Source organism: Ralstonia sp. RL (assembly GCF_001683835.1).
Classification (GTDB): domain Bacteria; phylum Pseudomonadota; class Gammaproteobacteria; order Burkholderiales; family Burkholderiaceae; genus Ralstonia; species Ralstonia mannitolilytica.
Genome location: NZ_LWRX01000025.1, coordinates 1 through 390, shown reverse-complemented (window position 1 = coordinate 390; position 390 = coordinate 1). Strand labels below are relative to the sequence as shown.

Annotated in this window: 1 protein-coding gene; it reads left to right on the top strand. The window is 68.2% G+C overall.

All coding sequences use genetic code 11. The features are described 5' to 3' along the window. The coding region (locus A6M56_RS03725; RefSeq protein WP_286757765.1) for a hypothetical protein at window positions 1-237 on the top strand (237 nt) is incomplete at its 5' end. Between the last annotated feature and the right edge of the window lie 153 nt (window positions 238-390).

The following is a 390-nucleotide window of genomic DNA, read 5'->3' as shown; positions in this document are numbered from 1 at the left end:
GCGGCCGCGCCGGGCATCGTCACGTTCAAGGAACTCCAGGACCTGTGCCGGCCGAACCCGGCGGATCCAAGGCCGCGCCTGTCGACCGTGGAGCGCTGGGCCCGCCGGCAGGGCATCAAATTCAGGTACGACGGGGACGGCGGTATATTCACGACGCTGGATGCGATCGACCGGGCAATCCGGGGCGGCGACTCCGGCGCGAACGACGCCGATCCACCCGTCAGCGACATGATCTGAGAGGGCCTATGGGCCGCGGACGCAAGCGCAAGTTCAACCCAAGCATCCCGAAGCACATCGACCAGGCGGCGCTGCCGTCGGGCATCTACTTCGAGCGCGGGAGGTGGTACGCGGTGGAGGTGGATGCCGCCACCGGCAAGCCGCGGAAGATCA